This is a genomic window from bacterium, from assembly GCA_021158245.1.
In the GTDB taxonomy this organism is placed as follows: domain Bacteria; phylum Zhuqueibacterota; class QNDG01; order QNDG01; family QNDG01; genus QNDG01.
The window spans coordinates 1-4,062 of record JAGGVB010000124.1; the positions used below are offsets into that span (position 1 = coordinate 1).

Consider the following 4,062-nt stretch of genomic DNA (forward strand, 5'->3'; position numbering starts at 1 on the left):
GGTATATGGCAGAGTTGTTTTGCCGGCATCTGGAAATTTCCGCCCGGAAATGAAATGTAGAGCCGGTGTTTTTCAGAGGGTGCCAAAAACTCAAGTTTTATCTTGACAAATCGAAAATATTTTCTTATTTTTATTATGAGCATATGCTCATAATTGTTTGGTTCATGGAAATGTCCAACAAACAAGTTCTATGGCCTGCTGATAAAATAAAGAAAGGAAGCATAGTAAATGCCAAGGCCTCCCAAATGCAGATGGATAAGCGCACATCCGGGTGTTTGTTATTTTAAACCTGCGGGTGTTCCTCAAAATCTGCTCAGGCAGGTAGAGCTTACAATGGATGAACTTGAAGCTCTCAGGCTTTCCGATCTTATCGGGCTTAGCCAGACAGAAGCTGCAATGCATATGAATATTTCCAGAGCAACTTTTGGAAGAATTGTAGCAAAAGCACGGAACAAAATTGCTGAAGCACTGGTTAATGGAATGGCAATTAATATTACAGGCGGAAGTGTAGAGTTAAGGCCGCCTGTCAGGAGAAGGCGCGGCAGCAGAGGATTTAACTTTAATCACGGATAAATTTAATGAGTGAGATTGAAGAAATATTTTCACGTATTCAAAGTCAAATTATGGGCGGAGGTACAGAACGATTTTCCGATAAAGTTGTGGAGCTTGCTTACGACCCAATTAACTCCGGCGACATGGAAAACCCGGACGGGCAAGGTTATGTCAAAGGGGATTGCGGCGATTCCATAACAGTGTTTTTAAAAACTGAAAACAATACTATTAAGGAAGCTCGTTTTCTTGCAGACGGGTGTGCCGCTACATTGGCATGCGGAAGTGCAGTAACTGAACTCAGCAAAGGCAAATCCCTGTACGATGCAAAAAAAATATACCCGCAGACAGTAATCAGATTTCTGGACGGACTGCCTGCATCCCACACACATTGCAGTATTTTAGCTGTACAGGCATTAAGAGAAGCCCTGTATGATGTTAACAATAAAACCGGAGGAGATATATAATGCATCCTGTTCTTTTTAAAATTGGCAGTTTTGAAATGCATTCATGGGGAGTTGCTTTTGTAATTTCTATCCTTATCGGATTGTGGATAGCTATGAAGAGAGCAAAGAAATTCGGAATTGACCAGAATGCTGTTATGGACCTTACATTAGTAATAATAATTGCAGCGGTTCTGGGGAGCAGATTCTGGTATGTTGTTTTTCATCTTGATGAATTCAGGGGTAACTGGCTTGATACAATCAATCCTGTTCATGACGGATATATCGGCATCGCAGGCCTCTCAATGATGGGCGGTGTTGTATTTGCAATCGCAGCTGCTTTTGCTTATGCTTTGATTAAAAAAATTAGTTTCCTCAACCTCGGAGATACCCTTGCTCCAAGTTTTCTCATTGGTACAGGCCTGCAGAGAGTAGGCGGATGCTACCTGAACGGATGCTGCTTCGGCCGTCCCACAGAGAGCATTTTCGGGATTGTCTTTCCTGTAACAAGCGTTGCAGGATCAGTATTCCCCGGTGTCCATATCTGGCCCACACAGCTATTTGCATCAGCCCTGGGGTTTATGGGATTTTTTCTCATACTGTTTCTGGATCAAAAACACAGCTTCTCCGGTTATACTATGTGGCTTGTACTTGCCTATTACTCTGTTGACCGTTTTATTGTTGATCAATTCAGGTATTATGAATCGCCTCAGGTGCTTGGCACAATAGGGCCGTTAACAATAAACGTTAATGATTTAATACTGCTGGCACTGTTTGTTACATCTGTTATTTTCTTTATAGTGGGATTAAAAAAACGGAAGCATAATGCATTAACATAAACTGTTAACTATAAAAAAGGAGGCATAAAATGCCAAGAGGAGACAGAACAGGTCCCGCAGGCATGGGGCCTATGAGCGGACGCGCAGCCGGATTTTGCGCAGGTTATAACCAGCCAGGATTTACAAATCCGGTAGGAGGAAGACTCGGCGGAGGATTCGGCTGGGGCCGCGGTTTTGGCGGAAGAGGCATGGGTTATGGTTTTGGAAGAGGCCGATATGTTGGAGGATACGACTATGCATATCCCCCGTATGCCAATACTGCTGCACCGACTCGTGAGCAGGAGCTTGATATCTTGAAAAATCAGGCAGATGCTTTGAATACACAGCTAAAAAATATTCAGGACAGAATGTCTGATCTGGAATCAAAAAATGAGTAACTGCTCCTGAGTTGTCTGTAAAGATATGGTTAAGAGATTCCCTGCTTGTTTGGGAATCTCTTAACCTCTTAATCATCATTTCCATCCGATCTTCAATAAAAGAAGGCGGATAATAATGATGAAACAATAATTCTTCAGACAGCATTTTTGATTTACTTAAGGATTTATCATGCCGACTTACGAATATGAATGTAAAAAATGCGGATACCGGTTTACTGAATTCCAGTTAATTACAGCAAAACCTGTAGCAAAATGCCCCAAATGCGGCGGGCCTGTGAAACGCCTTATTTCCGGAGGCAGCGGAATAATTTTTAAAGGTTCAGGATTTTATGAGACAGATTATAAAAAAAAATAAGTGATTTCAAAAAACATAATTATTCAGGCATGGACTGCCTTTATGCACTGCAATTGAATTAATGTGAAATAGATGCAGTTTTTTTTACTGCCCGCATCTTAACAATTTACATTGATTATTTACCTTGCAGTTAATATATTATGCTGATTAAGTTGCAAAAATTTATAGTTGAAAGGATACGAAATTAATGGATATAAAATTAGATGCAAAACCAAAACCAAATGAGCAGGATCAGAGAATAACAAAAAATCTGGAAACAATTAAACACAGAATCGTTGTTTTCAGCGGCAAAGGCGGTGTAGGGAAAACTACTGTTGCTGTAAATCTGTCTTATGCACTTCTCAGCCAGGGCTCAAGCGTAGGCCTTCTCGATGCAGATATTACAGGACCTAATGTTCCGAAAATGGTCGGATTAAAGGATGTGCCTTCAATTGATGAGGGTTCAAAACAGATCATTCCTCAAATTAAAGACGGCCTTCAGGTTATTTCAATTGCTCCGATGATCCCTGCTGATGCACCTATTATCTGGAGAGGGCCTCTTCGCTCAGGGGCAATTACCCAATTTCTTTCTGATGTAGTATGGGGCAGCCTTGACTTTCTGCTTGCAGACCTTCCTCCGGGGACAGGTGATGAAGTATTGACCACTGCACAGAAGATGCTTCCGCAAATTGCAATTGTTGTTACAACACCCCAGGAAGTATCTCTCATTGACTGCAGAAGAGCAGTAAATATGGCAAAAAAACTTGAGATTAAAAAAATCGGTGTTGTAGAAAATATGTCCGGCCTTATCTGCCCCCACTGCGGAGAAAATATTGATTTCTTCGGCAGCGGCGGCGGCGAAAAAATGGCAGAAGAGATGGGTGTGACATTTCTCGGAAGAGTCCCTATGGAACTTGCAACACGAAAAAGCGGTGATGAGGGCAAACCGGTAGTTGTTGAAAATCCTGATTCTGTAACAGGAAAAGCATTTATGGAGATTGCAAAAAATACCGTGGTGTTTCTTAATCAGTAACATTTTTCAGGAGTGTGATGTTTTTATACATTGCACTCCTGATTTAACCCAAGGCCCTTTTAAATAAAAATATAATTTTCTTTCACCCCGATCCCATTTTAAAGGAGATTCTCATGGCAAAAGTCGGAATAATCATCTGCGCCCGCTATCAGAGCTGCGGCGGGGGAAAATGTTTTCGTTCAGCAAGAGAGCATACAGGCGGATTTGCAATTTACCCGAAAGATGAAAAAATTGAGGTTGTGGGATTTTCGTACTGCGGAGGCTGCCCCGGCGGGAATATTGAATACGTTCCCGAAGAAATGATTAAAAACGGAGCTGAGGCTATACATCTTGCAACAGGTTTTGTTGTCGGATACCCGCCCTGTCCCTACATTAGGCAGTTTAAAGAATTTATTGAAACACACTACAAAGTACCCTGCATTGTCGGTACCCACCCGATACCTCAAAAATACATGGACGTGCATGAAATTACATCTTTCTGGGAAAA

The 4,062-nt window shown here is 41.7% G+C and carries 7 protein-coding genes; all 7 read left to right on the forward strand.

Annotated elements, in window-relative coordinates:
* Positions 1 to 228: 228 nt before the first annotated feature.
* Positions 229 to 573 (forward strand): DUF134 domain-containing protein, encoded by a 345-nt coding sequence (locus tag J7K93_06930; protein MCD6116729.1) that lies wholly within the window; start codon positions 229 to 231, stop codon positions 571 to 573.
* Positions 574 to 578: 5 nt separating this feature from the next.
* A complete protein-coding gene (locus tag J7K93_06935) occupies positions 579 to 1,016 on the forward strand; it encodes an iron-sulfur cluster assembly scaffold protein (GenBank protein ID MCD6116730.1) in 438 nt (145 codons plus the stop codon).
* Positions 1,016 to 1,831: a prolipoprotein diacylglyceryl transferase gene (locus J7K93_06940; GenBank protein ID MCD6116731.1), complete on the forward strand. Its 816-nt coding sequence runs from the start codon at positions 1,016 to 1,018 to the stop codon at positions 1,829 to 1,831. The genes J7K93_06935 and J7K93_06940 overlap by 1 nt, the downstream gene beginning before the upstream one ends.
* A gap of 29 nt (positions 1,832 to 1,860) precedes the next feature.
* Positions 1,861 to 2,208 carry a DUF5320 domain-containing protein gene (locus tag J7K93_06945; protein MCD6116732.1) on the forward strand — a complete coding sequence of 116 codons (348 nt, stop codon included), beginning with the start codon at positions 1,861 to 1,863 and terminating at the stop codon, positions 2,206 to 2,208.
* A gap of 169 nt (positions 2,209 to 2,377) precedes the next feature.
* Positions 2,378 to 2,563 (forward strand): zinc ribbon domain-containing protein, encoded by a 186-nt coding sequence (locus J7K93_06950; GenBank protein ID MCD6116733.1) that lies wholly within the window; start codon positions 2,378 to 2,380, stop codon positions 2,561 to 2,563.
* Positions 2,564 to 2,750: 187 nt separating this feature from the next.
* Positions 2,751 to 3,575 carry an Mrp/NBP35 family ATP-binding protein gene (locus J7K93_06955; protein MCD6116734.1) on the forward strand — a complete coding sequence of 275 codons (825 nt, stop codon included), beginning with the start codon at positions 2,751 to 2,753 and terminating at the stop codon, positions 3,573 to 3,575.
* Between the two features lie 113 nt (positions 3,576 to 3,688).
* A partial coding sequence (locus J7K93_06960) for a CGGC domain-containing protein (GenBank protein ID MCD6116735.1) occupies positions 3,689 to 4,062 on the forward strand: 374 nt, incomplete at its 3' end.